Genomic DNA, 13,530 nt, shown 5'->3' on the forward strand with positions numbered 1-13,530 from the left:
CCATGGCGAAACGCTTTTACTGGCTGCGCTCGGGGCGGGTGGTGGCGGGGCTGACCATCATTGCGCTGCTGATGCTCTGCGCCATCTTCGCGCCCTGGCTGGCGCCGAACGATCCGACCGAACAGGATATCCTGAACACGCTGGTGCCGCCGATCTGGAATGCGGGCGGCGACTGGGCCTTTCCGCTGGGCACCGACAGCCTGGGCCGCTGCGTGCTGTCGCGGCTGATCTATGGCTCGCGCATCGCGTTGACCGTGGCGGTCTTCGGCGCCCTGGGGGCGATGATCATCGGGGCGATCCTGGCGCATGTGGCGGGCTATTTCGGTGGCTGGATCGACTGGGTGATCGGCCGGGTGGTCGAGATCTGGCTGTCCTTCCCGCCGGTGATCCTGTCGCTGATCCTGATGGTCGGCCTGGGCGCCGGGCTGCAGAACGTCATCCTCGCCATCATCCTGGTCGACTGGACCCGCTTCTGCCGGGTGCTGCGCAGTGACGTGATGGTGGTGGCGCGGCGCGATTACGTCGCCGCCGCGCGGCTTCTGGGCTTTTCCCACGGCCGCACCATCGTCCGCGAAATCCTGCCCGCCACCCTGCCTTTGCTGATCACGCTGATGAGCCTTGAGATGGGCGTCGCCGTGGTGGTCGAGGCGATCCTCTCCTTCGTCGGCATGAGCGTCGGCGCCGAGGTTCCGGCCTGGGGTCAGATGATCGCCGACGCGCGCCAGGACATCTATCAGGCGCCGTGGAACCTGATCCTGCCGATCCTGGCGATCTTCGTGACCGTCTTCGGCTTCAACATCCTGGGGGACGGGCTGCGCCGCACGCTCGACACCCGGCTGACCCAGACGGAGCGCGCGTAAATGGCCCTGCTCGATGTGAAACAATTGACCGTCAGCCTCACCACCAAGGAGGCGAGCCTACAGGCGGTCAGCGATCTGACCTTCGCGCTGGAGCCCGGCAAGACCGTGGGGCTGGTGGGGGAATCCGGTGCCGGCAAGTCGATGATCGGCCGAACCATCGCCCAGTTGCTGCCCTCGGGCTTTGCGGTCACCGGCGGGGCACTGTTGTTCGATGGCGAGGATTTGGTGACCATGGCGCCCGACCGGCGCCGGGCGCTGCTGGGCCGCGACATTGCCTTCATCCCCCAGGAACCGCTGTCGGCGCTGAACCCGGTGCTGACCATCGGCCAGCAGTTCCACGAACACCTTGATCACATCGGCAAGGGCGGCGCGGGCTGGAAGGATCGTGCCGTGGCCGAGATGGAGGCGGTTCGGCTGACCGATCCGCGCGGGCTTCTGGACCGCTATCCGCATCAGCTTTCGGGCGGCATGTGCCAGCGGGTGCTGATCGCCATGGCCTTCGCCAGCCGGCCGCGCCTGTTGATCGCGGACGAGCCCACCACCGCGCTCGACGTCTCGGTGCAGGCGCAGATCGTGCGGCTGATCGCGGAGATGCAGAAGCGCGACGGCACCGCGGTGATCTTCATCACTCACGACCTGCGGCTGGCGGCCGAGATCTGCGACGAGGTGATCGTTCTCTATGCCGGTCGTCAGGCCGAATATGGCCCGGCCGAGGTGCTGTTCCGCGCCCCGGCGCATCCCTATACCCGCTGCCTCGAACTCGCGGTGCCGGACGTGGCGGGGGCGCCGCGCGGGCTTTATCTGCTGCCTGAGCGGATGCCGGGACTGAAGGCGATCGCCGAGCTGAAGGGGTGCCGCTTTGCCAGCCGTTGCCCGCTGGCCGATGCCAAATGCCACGCCGAGGAGCCCGCGCTGGCCGAGGTCGGCACCGGCCATGTCTCGGCCTGCTGGAAATCTTTTGCCACCGATGGCATCGCGCCGCCGCCGGCGCCGGAACGGGTGGCGACCGGGCAGGAGAAGATCCTCGAGGCGCAGGGGCTGACCAAGAGCTTTGTCACCAAATGGCGGCTGTTGGGCGGGGCGCAGTATTTCCACGCGCTGAAGGCGGCGGATTTCATCGTGCGCGATGCCGAATTCGTCGGCGTCGTCGGCGAGAGCGGCAGCGGCAAGAGCACGCTGGCGCGCACGCTGATCGGGCTGGAAACCCCGACCTCCGGCGCGCTGGAACTGCTCGGGCGCGATATCACCGGCACCGATGGCGGCAGCCGGGACTGGCGGCAGAAGCAGATGCAGATCGTGTTCCAGGATCCGCAGTCGGCGCTGAACCCGCGCCGCAAGGTGGGCTCGATCGTCGGTCAGGCGCTGGAGGTGGAAATGCCGCGGCCGAAGGTGGCGGCGGTCGAGGCGCGCATTCGGGAACTCTTGTCCGAAACCGGTCTCTCGCAGGAGATGGCGGCACGCTATCCGTCGCAATTGTCGGGCGGGCAGAAGCAGCGGGTCAATATCGCCCGTGCGCTCTGCCGGCTGCCCCGGCTGCTGATCGCGGATGAGATCGCCTCGGGCCTCGATGTCTCGGTGCAGGCGCAATTGCTGAACCTACTGCTCAGGCTGCGCGAGGAACTGGGCTTTTCCATGCTCTTCATCTCGCACGATCTGGCCGTGGTGCGCTATCTCTGCGACCGGGTGCTGGTGATGTCGAAGGGCGAGATCGTCGAAAGCGGCCCGACCGAGGCGGTCTTCGCCGATCCGCAGCATCCCTATACCCAAAGCCTGCTGGCCGCGGTGCCCAAGGGGGTGCATCACAGCCAGATGGTGCCGGCATGAGGGCGGTGTGCTATGCCCGTTACGGTGGGCCCGAGGTGCTGGAACTGGTCGATGAACCGCAGCCGGCCCCCGGGCCGGGTGAGGTTCGGGTCGCGATGCGGGCGGTCAGCGCCAATCCGGTCGATGGCAAGTTGCGCGGCGGTCTGCTCGGCGCGGTGGCGGGGGGCGGTGATCTGCCGGCCGGCACCGGACGCGACGGTGCCGGTATCGTGGTCGAGCTGGGCGAAGGTGCCGATCCGGCGTTGATCGGTCGGGCCGTGGCGCTGCTGACCCCGCGCGGGCAGGGCGCCTGGGCCGAGGAGCTGGTGGTGCCCGAAGGCTGCGTGACCCTGGTCCCCGAGGGGGTCGATCTGGTCACCGCCGGAGCCTTGCCGCTGGCGGCGATCTGCGCCTGGCGCGGGCTGGTCGATGTCGCGGGGTTGCAGCCCGGCCAGCGGGTGCTGATCCATGCCGGCGCCGGCGGGGTCGGCCATCTGGCGGTGCAGATCGCGCATCACATCGGGGCGGAGGTGATCGCCACCTGTTCCGCCCGGAACCGTGATTTCGTGCGGAGCCTTGGGGCCGATCGCGTCGTGGCCTATGATGAAGAGGTGTTCTCGGAACTGCTTTCGGACCTTGATGTCGTCTATGACCTGATCGGCGGGCCCGTGCATCTGGCGAGCGCCGGGGTGCTGCGGCCGGGTGGGGTACTGGCCTATCTGAACGCCGCGCCCTTCGATGCCACGGCCCTGCGCCCCGATATCCGCCACGCGCTGGTGCAGGTCGCGCCCGACCGGGCCGCGCTTGGCGCTGTGCTTCAATTGGTGGCCGGTGGTGCCCTTCGCCCCGAACTCACCATCCTTCCCTTCACCGATTTCGCCCGTGCCCAGACGCTCAGCGACGCGGGCCATACCCGTGGCAAGATCGTTCTGGACCTTGCCGCCGCAGAGACGCAGCCATGACCCAAGATTTCGCGCAACAGCTCCTCGCCACCCTCGGCCCCGATCTGGTCGCCCTGGGCGCCGATATCCCGCCCCGCTACCACCACGATTGGGCCGGGCTGCCGCCGGTCACGCCGCTGGCGCTGGTGCGGCCGCGCCGGACCGAGGATGTGGTGGCGCTGATGCGGCTCTGCCACGCCGCCGGCGTGCCGGTGGTGCCGCAGGGCGGGCTCAGCGGGATTTCCGGCGCGGCGCATCCGCGGGCCGACGCCGTGGCGCTGTCGCTCGACCGGATGAACCGGATCGAAAGCGTCGATCCGCAGGCCGCCCAGATCGTGGCCGAGGCTGGCGTGGTGCTTGAGGTGGCGCAGATGGCGGCGCGCGATCAGGGGATGCTGCTGGGTATCGACATCGGCGCGCGGGGAAGCTGCCAATTGGGCGGGGTGATCGCCACCAACGCGGGGGGCAATACCGTGATCCGCTATGGCATGGCCCGCGATCACGTGCTGGGGCTCGAGGTGGTGCTGGCCGACGGCACGGTGATCAGCGACATGGCCGGGCTGATCAAGAACAACGCCGGGATGGACCTCAAGCAGCTTTTCATCGGGTCTGAGGGGCTGTTGGGCATCGTCACCCGCTGCATCCTGCGGCTGCAACCGGCGCCCCGGGCGATCGAGACCGCGCTTTGCGCCGTGGCCGACACTCAGGGCGCGCTGGCGCTGCTGGCGCATCTGCGCGGCGCTCTGGGGCCGCAGCTTTCGTCGTTCGAGGTGATGTGGCCGAGCTTCTATAATGTCATGGCGCCCGGTGCCGGCATCGCCCTGCCGCTGCCCCCGAGGGGGCCGCATGTGCTGGTCGAGGCGACCGGCTTTTCCGATACCGCCCTGCGCGAGGGGATCGAGGAGGCCCTGGGCGAGGCGCTGGAGCAGGGCATCGTCAGCGATGCGATCCTGGCCAAATCGGCGCAGGAGGGGCGCGGCCTTTGGGCAGTGCGCGAAAGCGTGTCGGAATATCCCGTCATCCTCGGGCCGCTGGTGCCCTTCGACGTGTCGATCCCGCTCAAGGCCATGGCCGAGACCGTGGCGCTGATCGAGGCCGGGATCGCCGCTCGCTGGCCGGGCGCCCGGGCATTGACCTATGGTCATATCGGCGACAACAACCTGCATCTGGTGGTGGCGCTGCCGGATCCTGCGGATCACGCGGCGGAAAAGGCGTTGAAGGGCTTTGTCTACGACGCCATTCGCGACGCCGGCGGCACCGTTTCAGCCGAACACGGCATCGGTGCGATCAAGCGGGACTATCTGGGCCATTCGCGGACCGCGGCTGAGATCGCCCTGATGCGGGCGATCAAGGCGACGCTCGACCCGAAGGGGATCCTGAACCCGGGGAAAGGCTTTGCCGCCTGACCCCGGGCGGTGATCAGCGCAGGGATTTCTCTGGCAGGCCGAGGTTCTGCCGCAGGGTCGTCCCTTCATAGTCGCTGCGGAACAGGCCGCGGCGGCGCAGTTCCGGCAGCACCAGATCGGCGAAATCCTGCAGCGCCTCGGGCAGGTGGGTGGGGATGATGTTGAACCCGTCCGCCGCCCGCTGTTCCAGCCAGAGCTGCATCTCGTCGGCGATCTCCTCCGGGGTGCCCACCACCATCCGGTGCCCCCGCCCGGCGGCCAGCGCCATATAGAGCTGGCGGATGGAATAGCCTTCGCGCTGCGCCAGCTTGTACATCACCTCGGCCCGGCTGCGGAACGCGGGATCCTTCGGTTCCGGCACCGGCCCGTCGAGATCGTAGCCCGACAGATCCCCCAGCCGGTCATAGAGCGAGGCGAGCCCGACGCGCGGGTCGATCAGCGCCTGAAGCGTGTCGAGCTTGGCCTGCGCCTCGGCCTTGGTGCGCCCGACGATGGGCATCAGACCGGGCATGATCAGCACCTCGTCCTCCGCCCGGCCAAGTGCCGGCAACCGATCCTTGATCGAGGCATAGAAGGCCTGGGCGTCGGACAGCTCCTGCTTGGCGGTGAAAACCACATCGGCGGCCCGCGCCGCGGTGGCGCGGCCAGCCTCGGAATCGCCGGCAAAGAAGATCACCGGTTCGCCCTGCGGGCTGTGCGCCATATGGAGCGGCCCCTGGACGCTGAAGAAGTCGCCCTGATGGTTCAGCGCATGCATCTTGTCGGGGTCATAGAAGATGCCCGAGTGCTGGTCGCGGATGAAGGCATCGGCGTCGAAGCTGTTCCACAGCCCGCGCACCACGTCGACGAATTCGGCGGCGCGGTCATAGCGGCTGTCGTAATCCGGCTTGTCCATGTGACCGAAGTTCAGCGCATCCTCCTTGCCCCAGGAGGTGACGACGTTCCAGCCGGCCCGGCCGCCACTGAGATGGTCGAGCGACAGGAATTGCCGGGCCAGGTTGAAGGGCTCGGAATAGGTGGTCGATCCGGTCGAGACCAGGCCGATCCTTTCGGTCAGCGGGGCGAGGGCCGACAGCAGGGTGATCGGCTCAAGCTCGGCCACATGGCTCGACCGGCGGCGGGAGCCGGCGGGATTGTCCTCGCCCCGGATCGCCAGTTCGTCGGCCATGAACAGCAGGTCGAATCTGGCGGCCTCGGCGATCTCGGCGATGCGGCGGAAATAGGCCAGATCCATCGACCCGTCTGGCTGGTTGTTCGGGTGGCGCCAGGCCGCAACGTGATAGCCCATCCGGAACATGGACAGGCCGAGCTTGAGCTGTTTCATCTGTGGTTTCCCTGTTGTGGTTATCCCTTGGCCATCTGCGCGAACCCCTTGGTGGCCAGGCCGATTCGCTGCAGCAGGGCGGGGTCGCTGACCTTGCCATCGGTGAAATCCGCGCTGCTGGCATAGATGGCGATCGGCGCCGTGGCCGCGCCGAAAAAGGCAAAGAGCGGCCGGATCTGATGTTCGACCATCAGCGCGTGCCGTTGGCCGCCGCCCGAGGCGCAGATCAGCACCGGCTTGTGCAGCAGCTTGTCGGGATCGACCAGATCGAAGACATGTTTGAAGGCGCCGGAATAGGACCCCTTGTAGACCGGAGATCCCACCACCAGCAGATCGGCGTTCTCGATCCCCTGCAGGATCGCGCGGGCATCCTCGGGCAGCTCGTCGCGATATTGACCCAGTCGCACTTGCATGAAAGGCGCGATATTGGCCTGGGTGGTCTCGACCGGCATCGCCTTGGCGATCTCTGCGACCACGGTGTCGATCAGGATCGCGGTTTTCGAATTCGGGCTATCGCTGCCGCAGAAGGCGAACAGGTTCTGCTTGTCGGTCATGGTCTGGTCCTGAGTCTGTCGGGGCGGTTTGGGGACACCGCCGCGAGGGGCTTGAGAGGTTTTCTGATTCATATATACTATATATAAAATATCGGAGCAAGAATCTGCATGACGGATGACACTTCAGAAACCGATCTCTGGCCGCCGCGCGGCGCGGCGCGGGGCATACCGCTCTACGAGGTGGTCAAGGACCGGATCACCGAGGCGATCTTTGCCGGTCGTTGGCCGGCGGGCACGGTGCTGCCGAACGAGATCGACCTGGCCGACCGCTTCGGTGTCGCCGTGGGCACGCTGCGCCGGGCGCTGAATGATCTGACCAAGGAAGGGCTGCTGGCCCGCCGACGCAAGACCGGCACCGTGGTCACCGACAGGATGCCGCAGATCAGCCTGCGCTTTCTATTGCAGTATTTCCGTCTGCACAGTCTCGACGGTGCCTTGCAAAAGGCCGATCCGCAGCCCGCTACCGTTGCCTTCGGCCCGGCGACGGTGGCAGAGGCAGAGACCCTGGGTCTTGCCCCGGGGGCGGAGGTGCTGCGCATCAACCGGCTGCGCAGGGTCGCGGGCCAGCCGGCGATGACCGACCGTTACGTGCTGTCGACCGCGCGGTTTCCCAACCTGCCGCGCGAGGCGGGAAAGATGCCCGGGCTGATCTATTCCCATCTGATCGAGGCGGATGGGCTGCGGATTTCCGCGGTGCGCGAGAAGCTGGCGGCGGTCGCCGCGCCGCCCGAGATCGCCGCCGATCTGGGGTTGCAGCCCGGCGCGCCGGTGCTGCTGATCGAAGAGACGGTCTATGATCAGCACAACCAGCCGGTGATCGCGGCGGTTCATCACGCCAATACCGCGCATCATCGCTATGTGAACGAACTGCAATAGAGCGGTCATGCCGGCGCCCTGCGGAACAGGCAGTCGGGGCCGAGCGCGGCGCGGCTGGCGCAGCCCAACAGGGCGGCGGTGCGTTCGGCCTCTTCCCGCAGGATCGCGTGGGCGCGCATCGCGCCGGGCGTACCGGCGGCGCCCAGGCCGTAAAGCCCGGCGCGGCCCACCAGCACCCCGTCGGCACCAAGCGCCAGCGCCTTGACGATATCGCTGCCGCGACGGATGCCGCTGTCGATCAGCAGGCTCAGATGCCCCTTGGCGATCGGTGCCACCTGTTCCAGCACCTCGACGGGGGAGGGCACGCCATCGAGCTGCCGTCCGCCGTGGTTCGACAGCACCACCGCGTCGGCGCCGATGCGAATGGCGCGCTCCACATCATCGGCGGCCAGCAGGCCCTTGAGGATCAGCCGGCGCGGCCAGATCCGGCGCAGCCAAGCGACCCGGTCCCAGTCCAGATCGGGGTCCATCTGATCGCGCAGCCAGCCGGTGGCGCTGACCATGTCACCCTTGCCCTCGGGCAGCATCGGGGCGAGGGTGCCGAAGACCGGCTGGCCGTGGCGGATCAGGTCGATCATCCAGCGCGGGTGGGTCAGCATCTCAAGCTTGCGGGCGAGCGTCGGCTCCGTTCCGGTGCGATAGTTCCGCTTGTCCCAGGGCCGGTTGCCGAAGACGCTGCCATCGACCGTCAGCACCAGCGCCTCGGAGCCCGCCGCCTCGGCACGCGAGACCAGCATTTCCACCGCCTGCTGGCTCTGGAAGACATAGAGCTGCATCCAGTGCCGTAGGCCGGGGATCGCCGCCACCTGTTCCATCGGGTCGTTCGAAACAGTGCTTTGCACGAAGGGGATGCCGGCGGCGGCGGCCGCCCGGGCCAGCGCGAGATCGCCCTTGGGCCAGAGCAGCCCGTTGAAGCCGGTGGGCGCCACCGCCATCGGGATCGGCGCCGGCCTGCCCAGCAGATCGCCGCCCAGGCTGGTGCCGCCGATCCGTCGCAGCATGCGCGGCATCAGGGCGATCTCGTCATAGGCCGTGCGGTTGCGTCTCAGCGTGATCTCCTCCTCGGCGCCGCCTTCGAGATATTCGAAGACCAGCGCGGGCAATCGCCGCCGCGCCATTTCGCGCAGATCGCGGATTTCCACCGCCCGGGCCGGAGTGCGGCCGCGATAGAGGTGGCGTTTCAGATCGGTGCCGAGATGCGTCATGCCTGCTCTCTAAAGTTTAGGGATAAACAGAATACGGTTTCAGCCGGTGAAAAGGTCATTCGGTGCCCGATTTTGGGGTGAAACCCTGGAACCAAGCGGGAACATCCCGAAATTTTGATAGATGCACCCTTTATGTGTCAAATATCACGATTGACTCGGGCTTCAAACATTTCTTTATAGTATACTGTAATCACCCTTCCTGCCGGGGCAAACCGCCGCTTTCACGGGCGAGTCGCCGCAGGGGGCGGCAAGAAACGACGGATGCGACAGGAAAGGAAAGCTCATGACGAGCGAGGCCGGAGCGATTGCGGCACACCCCATGCGGGGGCCGAACAAGTTCAAGCTGGGCGTGTTTTCGATGAACGCCGACGGTGGGCTGGCGCTGACCAAGGTGCCGGAACGCTGGTCGGCCAAATGGGAGGATGTCGCCGCCGCCGCCCGCATGGCGGATGAGGGCGGTCTGGACTTCCTGCTGCCGATCGCCCGCTGGAAGGGATTTGGCGGCGAGATGAACAGCCGCGAATATTCTTATGAGACCTTCACCTTTGCCGCGGCGCTTGCCGGCATCACCAAGCGGATCGCACTGTTTTCCACCGTGCACGTGCCGATGGTGCATCCGGTCTTCGCCGCGAAGGCGCTGGCGACGGTCGATCACGCCTCGAACGGGCGGGCCGGGCTGAATATCGTCTGCGGCTGGAACCCGGAGGAATTCGATCTCTTCGGTCTGGAGATGATCGAGAACCGCTATGATCAGGGGCTGGAGTGGTTCGACATCATCCAGCGCATCTATACCGCGGACGAACCCTTCGATTACGAGGGCGAATATTATTCGCTGCGCAATGTCTCGGGCAAGCCGCGGCCGTTGCAGCAGCCGCGCCCGATCACGCTGAACGCCGCCTTCTCGCCTCCGGGTCGGGATTTCGCAGCCAAGGCGGCGGATTACCTGTTCACCACCTTCAACGAGATCGACAAGGCGCATGAGCCCTTGGACGACATGAAGAAGCGCGGGGCGGAGCAGGGGCGCGACGTCGGCGTCTTCACCACCTGCTATGTGGTCTGCCGGCCGACCCAGGCCGAGGCAGAGGACTATTATGACTATTATTCACGGCAGATGGCGGATGAGGAGAGCCTCGACATCTACATGGCCGGGAAGTCCAAATTCTCCAGTTCGCACGATCCCGAGACCTACAAGCTCTATCGTCAGCGTTTCGCGGCGGGCGGTGGCTCCTATCCGCTGGTGGGCACGCCTGAAACCATCGCGGCCGAGATCGAGAAGATCGCGGGCGTCGGTTTTGCCGGCACGGCGCTGTCCTTCGTGAACTATCGCAACGAATTGCCCTTCTTCATCGACAAGGTCTTGCCGCTGCTGCGCGAGGCCGGTCTGCGCGAAAGCTGAGCGGAGCTCCCCTGCGTTCAGATGACTGGCGCCCGCTTGACTGGATCAGGCGGGCGCTTTTTTGCGGCAGGTGGGTCAGAGGATCAGGCTGGTGCCGAGCGCGCCGGCGCCGGCGATGAAGATCCAGCCGATCGCCCCCAGCAGCAGCGGCCGCGGCCCCTTGTGCAGCAGGCGTTTGAGGTGGGTCTCCATCCCCATCGCCCCCAGCGCCATGGTCAGGAAGAAGGTCGAGGCGGTCAGCAGCGCGCCGCGCAGCTCGGAGGGCAGGGTGATCACCGAGTTCAGCGCCGCGACCGCCAGGAAGCCGAAGACGAACCACGGGATCGGCGCCTTTTGCGCGCCGCCCTCGACATTGCGGACCAGGCCGAGGCCGAGGATCAGGGGCGCCAGCAGCATCACCCGGGTCAGCTTGGCGATGGTCGCGGTCTCTCCCGCCGTGTCGCTGACCGAGAAGCCGGCGCCGACGGCCTGAGCGACTTCGTGCAGTGCCGATCCGGTCCAGAGCCCGAAGGCGTGATCGTCGAAGCCGGTCAAGGGCATCAGCACCGGGAACAGCAGCATGGAGAGCGAACCGAAGATGGTGACGCAGGCGATGGCATAGGCGACATCTTCGTCACTGCCGCGGGTCACCGTGTTCACCCCCATCACGGCGGAGGCGCCGCAGACCGAGGTGCCGGCGGCGATCAGCTCGCTCAGCTTGGCGCCGACCCCCAGCAGGCGGCCGACAAAGCGCACGAGGAAGAAGGTGGAAAACAGCACGGTGACGATCATCGCAAGGCCGGCGGGACCGACCGCGATCAGATCGCCCAGGGTCAGCCGGAAGCCCAACAGCACGATCCCCAGCCGCAGCACCGGTTTCATCGACAACGCCGTGCCGGGGCTGAGATTGGCCGGCAGCCCGACGGTATTGCGCAAAAGGATGCCCGCGACCATGGCCAGAACCATCGGGCTGAACAGGGCCGGCCTGCCGGTGATCTCCCAGATCAGGGTGGCGGCCAGTGCCAGACCGGCGCTGACCAGCAGCCCGGGCAAGGGGGGCCAGAGGCCGAGAGCTTTTGCGGCGGGGGCGGTTTGCTCGGTCATGGCGGGATCCTCTCTGGCCTGGCTGTGGACGAGGGGAGGATGACGGAATGATAACAATCAATCCAACGGATTGAATTTGTCAAATCATTCGATTTTTCTTATCATTATCGCATGACCCTGGAACAAATCCGCATCTTCCTGGCGGTGGCAGAGCTGTGCCACGTCACCCGGGCCGCCGATCGGCTGGGGTTGACCCAATCGGCGGTCTCCGCCGCGATCTCGACGCTCGAGCGGCAGTATGACGTGCGGTTGTTCGACCGGGTCGGGCGCGGCATCGTGCTGACCGAAGAGGGGCGGGTGATGATCGGCGCCGCCCGCGCGCTGATGAACGAGGCCGAGACGGCGCGGTTGACGCTGATGGATCTGGCGCGGGAAACGCGCGGCCAGCTCAGGATCGCGGCGAGCCAGACGATCGCCAGCTATTGGCTGCCGCGCTATCTGGCGCGGATGCACGACCTGCACCCGAGGGTCGATTTGACCCTGCGCCAGGGCAATACCGAAGAGGCCGCCCGCGCGGTTCTGGAGGGGAGCGCCGATCTTGGGTTCGTCGAAGGCGACTTGCCTCCTTCGGATCTGCGTCAGCGGGTCCTGGCGCGGGACGAATTGGTGCTGGTGCTGCCGCGCGATCACCCGCTGGCGCGCAAGCCCCGGTTGACGGCGGCGGACTATCGCGGCCTGCGTTGGCTGATGCGGGAAAAGGGCTCCGGCACCCGCACGGTGATGGAGGCGCATCTGGCCGCGATGGGGCTGGCCGAGACGGATCTGGACGTGATCCTTGAGCTGCCCTCGAACGAGGCGATCCTGAACGCGATCAGTGCCGGGTCTTCGGCGTCGATGCTGTCCTGGCGGGCGGTGCGGCAAAGCCGGACCTCCGGCTTGGCGCTGCGGCGGATCGGCTGGGCACCGCGGCCGCGCCGCGACTTCCGTGTGCTCAGCCATCCAGACCGCCACCGGACCCGGGCGGCGGCGGCCTTCCTTGATCTGCTGTCGGCGGGCTAGGGGTCAGGCTGCGGCCACCGGCACCGTATGGCTGACCAGGCCATCGCCCGGCTGCCACAGGTGCATCATGTATTGCGCCGGCTCCCCGGTGAAGCGATAGGGCTGATCCGCGCGCAGGTCGAAGGCGATCTGATGCGAGGCGGAGGGGCTGACGCGCACCGGGGCGCCGCCGCATTCCCCCTGAATCGCGCGGTGCATATGGCCGCAGAGGATCGCCTGCACCTGGCCGTGGGCGGCGATCAAGCGGGCCAGATCCTCGCGCCCGCTAAGAAGCCCCATGGAATCCATGTCTCGCAGGCCGGTGGTGATCGGCGGATGGTGCATGAAGATCAGCGCGGGCCGGTCGGCGCAGGCCTGCAGCCGATCCTCCAGCCAGCCCAGCCGATCGGAGCAGAGCACACCATGCGGCGCCCCTTCGACCAGCGTGTCGAGGCCGATGATCGCCAGCGGCAAGCTATCGTCATAGACACAGAGATGCCCCGCCGCGGTGCGACCCAGCATGTCGGGCAGCTCTGCCCACATCGGCGCGCGGGCGTCGTGATTGCCGGGCACGGCGCGCACCGGAATGCCGAGATCGCGCAGCCGGGCGCCGACATGGGCGTATTCCTCGGCGGTGGCATCCTCGCCCAGATCGCCGGAGAAGAGGATCAGATCGGGTCGCACCGGCTGCCGCGCCAGGCTGTCCATCAATCTGTCGAAGGCGGCGCCGGTGTCGAAGCGGTCGGCCAGCAGGCGGCCGCCGGTCAACACATGGGAATCGCTGATCTGAGCGAGCAACATTGAGGGATCTCCCTGTGGGATTGGTTGGAAGTACGGCTCATCCTGCCGGGTTCTGATGGTTTCTGCACGGATTTCATGACGATTTCGCGTAAATTTGTGGCTTTGTATGCAGTTGTCACAAAAATTACGTGGAATTTGAGCAAGTGGGATTTGGAAACCTAACGAACCTACATCACCCTTCGGCCAGGGCCCTGTTCAGGTCATGAATGCGCAACCGCTCGAAACATCGGATCACCCCCATTGAAACACGGTCAGAGAGCGCCGCAGCATCTGAGTACCCCATCGAAGGACTGATGCAGACTC

The 13,530-nt window shown here is 66.7% G+C and carries 12 protein-coding genes; 7 read left to right on the forward strand and 5 right to left on the reverse strand.

Annotated elements, in window-relative coordinates; all coding sequences use genetic code 11:
* Window positions 1-2: 2 nt before the first annotated feature.
* Genes ACN0V4_RS02230 through ACN0V4_RS02245 form a run of 4 tightly spaced genes read left to right on the forward strand, consistent with a single transcriptional unit; the run spans window position 3 to window position 5,010 of the window.
* A complete protein-coding gene (locus tag ACN0V4_RS02230) occupies window positions 3-860 on the forward strand; it encodes an ABC transporter permease (RefSeq protein ID WP_417672882.1) in 858 nt (285 codons plus the stop codon).
* Window positions 861-2,684 carry a dipeptide ABC transporter ATP-binding protein gene (locus tag ACN0V4_RS02235; RefSeq protein ID WP_417672883.1) on the forward strand — a complete coding sequence of 608 codons (1,824 nt, stop codon included), beginning with the start codon at window positions 861-863 and terminating at the stop codon, window positions 2,682-2,684. It begins immediately after the preceding gene.
* Complete coding sequence (locus ACN0V4_RS02240) at window positions 2,681-3,625, forward strand: NADP-dependent oxidoreductase (protein WP_417672884.1); 945 nt, start codon at window positions 2,681-2,683, stop codon at window positions 3,623-3,625. Before ACN0V4_RS02235 ends, ACN0V4_RS02240 begins: the two co-directional genes overlap by 4 nt.
* The gene (locus tag ACN0V4_RS02245; RefSeq protein WP_417672885.1) at window positions 3,622-5,010 is read left to right on the forward strand and encodes an FAD-binding oxidoreductase; all 1,389 of its coding nucleotides are present in this window, start codon (window positions 3,622-3,624) and stop codon (window positions 5,008-5,010) included. Before ACN0V4_RS02240 ends, ACN0V4_RS02245 begins: the two co-directional genes overlap by 4 nt.
* Window positions 5,011-5,023: 13 nt before the next feature.
* Here the strand turns inward: ACN0V4_RS02245 and ACN0V4_RS02250 are convergent, their stop codons facing one another.
* Together ACN0V4_RS02250 and ACN0V4_RS02255 are read right to left on the reverse strand one after the other, a co-directional pair.
* The gene (locus ACN0V4_RS02250) at window positions 5,024-6,334 is read right to left on the reverse strand and encodes an LLM class flavin-dependent oxidoreductase (protein WP_417672886.1); all 1,311 of its coding nucleotides are present in this window, start codon (window positions 6,332-6,334) and stop codon (window positions 5,024-5,026) included.
* Between the two features lie 20 nt (window positions 6,335-6,354).
* Entirely contained in the window at window positions 6,355-6,888 is a 534-nt protein-coding gene (locus ACN0V4_RS02255; RefSeq protein ID WP_417672887.1) for an NAD(P)H-dependent oxidoreductase, read from the reverse strand.
* A gap of 108 nt (window positions 6,889-6,996) precedes the next feature.
* Between ACN0V4_RS02255 and ACN0V4_RS02260 the strand changes: the two genes are divergently transcribed.
* Window positions 6,997-7,764: a GntR family transcriptional regulator gene (locus ACN0V4_RS02260; protein ID WP_417672888.1), complete on the forward strand. Its 768-nt coding sequence runs from the start codon at window positions 6,997-6,999 to the stop codon at window positions 7,762-7,764.
* A 5-nt stretch (window positions 7,765-7,769) separates the two neighbouring features.
* Here the strand turns inward: ACN0V4_RS02260 and ACN0V4_RS02265 are convergent, their stop codons facing one another.
* Window positions 7,770-8,969 carry an alpha-hydroxy acid oxidase gene (locus ACN0V4_RS02265; RefSeq protein WP_417672889.1) on the reverse strand — a complete coding sequence of 400 codons (1,200 nt, stop codon included), beginning with the start codon at window positions 8,967-8,969 and terminating at the stop codon, window positions 7,770-7,772.
* A gap of 283 nt (window positions 8,970-9,252) precedes the next feature.
* Between ACN0V4_RS02265 and ACN0V4_RS02270 the strand changes: the two genes are divergently transcribed.
* Complete coding sequence (locus tag ACN0V4_RS02270; protein ID WP_417672890.1) at window positions 9,253-10,365, forward strand: LLM class flavin-dependent oxidoreductase; 1,113 nt, start codon at window positions 9,253-9,255, stop codon at window positions 10,363-10,365.
* Between the two features lie 75 nt (window positions 10,366-10,440).
* Here the strand turns inward: ACN0V4_RS02270 and ACN0V4_RS02275 are convergent, their stop codons facing one another.
* Complete coding sequence (locus ACN0V4_RS02275; RefSeq protein WP_417672891.1) at window positions 10,441-11,448, reverse strand: YeiH family protein; 1,008 nt, start codon at window positions 11,446-11,448, stop codon at window positions 10,441-10,443.
* A 111-nt stretch (window positions 11,449-11,559) separates the two neighbouring features.
* Between ACN0V4_RS02275 and ACN0V4_RS02280 the strand changes: the two genes are divergently transcribed.
* Window positions 11,560-12,447, forward strand: a complete 888-nt coding sequence (locus ACN0V4_RS02280; protein WP_417672892.1) for a LysR family transcriptional regulator — start codon at window positions 11,560-11,562, stop codon at window positions 12,445-12,447.
* Window positions 12,448-12,450: 3 nt separating this feature from the next.
* Here ACN0V4_RS02280 and ACN0V4_RS02285 read toward each other — a convergent pair whose 3' ends face one another.
* Complete coding sequence (locus ACN0V4_RS02285) at window positions 12,451-13,227, reverse strand: phosphodiesterase (RefSeq protein WP_417672893.1); 777 nt, start codon at window positions 13,225-13,227, stop codon at window positions 12,451-12,453.
* Window positions 13,228-13,530: the final 303 nt, after the last annotated feature.

Origin of the sequence: Pseudodonghicola sp. (assembly GCF_048268305.1) — a bacterium.
Taxonomy (GTDB): domain Bacteria; phylum Pseudomonadota; class Alphaproteobacteria; order Rhodobacterales; family Rhodobacteraceae; genus Pseudodonghicola.

Coding starts and splice junctions, on each gene's coding strand:
- ACN0V4_RS02240 (WP_417672884.1), top strand. CDS start 2,681: ATGAGGGCGGTGTGCTATGCCCGTTACGGTGGGCCCGAGGTGCTGGAA.
- ACN0V4_RS02265 (WP_417672889.1), bottom strand. CDS start 8,969: ATGACGCATCTCGGCACCGATCTGAAACGCCACCTCTATCGCGGCCGC.
- ACN0V4_RS02250 (WP_417672886.1), bottom strand. CDS start 6,334: ATGAAACAGCTCAAGCTCGGCCTGTCCATGTTCCGGATGGGCTATCAC.
- ACN0V4_RS02275 (WP_417672891.1), bottom strand. CDS start 11,448: ATGACCGAGCAAACCGCCCCCGCCGCAAAAGCTCTCGGCCTCTGGCCC.
- ACN0V4_RS02245 (WP_417672885.1), top strand. CDS start 3,622: ATGACCCAAGATTTCGCGCAACAGCTCCTCGCCACCCTCGGCCCCGAT.
- ACN0V4_RS02255 (WP_417672887.1), bottom strand. CDS start 6,888: ATGACCGACAAGCAGAACCTGTTCGCCTTCTGCGGCAGCGATAGCCCG.
- ACN0V4_RS02230 (WP_417672882.1), top strand. CDS start 3: ATGGCGAAACGCTTTTACTGGCTGCGCTCGGGGCGGGTGGTGGCGGGG.
- ACN0V4_RS02285 (WP_417672893.1), bottom strand. CDS start 13,227: ATGTTGCTCGCTCAGATCAGCGATTCCCATGTGTTGACCGGCGGCCGC.
- ACN0V4_RS02270 (WP_417672890.1), top strand. CDS start 9,253: ATGACGAGCGAGGCCGGAGCGATTGCGGCACACCCCATGCGGGGGCCG.
- ACN0V4_RS02280 (WP_417672892.1), top strand. CDS start 11,560: ATGACCCTGGAACAAATCCGCATCTTCCTGGCGGTGGCAGAGCTGTGC.
- ACN0V4_RS02235 (WP_417672883.1), top strand. CDS start 861: ATGGCCCTGCTCGATGTGAAACAATTGACCGTCAGCCTCACCACCAAG.
- ACN0V4_RS02260 (WP_417672888.1), top strand. CDS start 6,997: ATGACGGATGACACTTCAGAAACCGATCTCTGGCCGCCGCGCGGCGCG.